Source organism: Bradyrhizobium sp. LeoB3 (assembly GCF_055456055.1).
In genome coordinates, this window is sequence record NZ_JBVBEF010000426.1 from 1 (window position 1) to 326 (window position 326).

1 pseudogene is annotated in these 326 nt (G+C 67.5%); it reads right to left on the reverse strand.

Features of this window, described 5'->3' with window-relative positions:
• Nucleotides 1-197 precede the first annotated feature (197 nt).
• Nucleotides 198-326: pseudogene (locus tag ACZXDY_RS46605) on the reverse strand (IS110 family transposase); the annotation flags it as partial.

Sequence of the window (326 nt, forward strand, 5' to 3'; positions counted from 1 at the left end):
GGTGTTGTTACGTCATCGATAGCTCCTCACTTCGCGCTGTTCCTTTGTTCGTGCCTGGCGGTCGTTCCTTCGTCCCGGCCTGCGCGCGCAGGCGCGCCGCGCGCAAGGGGCCGTCAAGGCCGGCCGTCGTGCTGTCCTGACGTCTTGCTATCCTGCCGCCAGGCTGCGCCTTGATGGCCCCGCGCACGGCGCGAGGATCAAGCAGGTCGGGACGCCGTCTCCTCCGTCTTGACGCACGCGAAGGCGCGTCCCTTGTTGAGGACCGCCCAGGCGATCCGGGCGAGCTTGTTGGCGAGCGCAATCGCCAGCACGTTGTGGTGCAATCG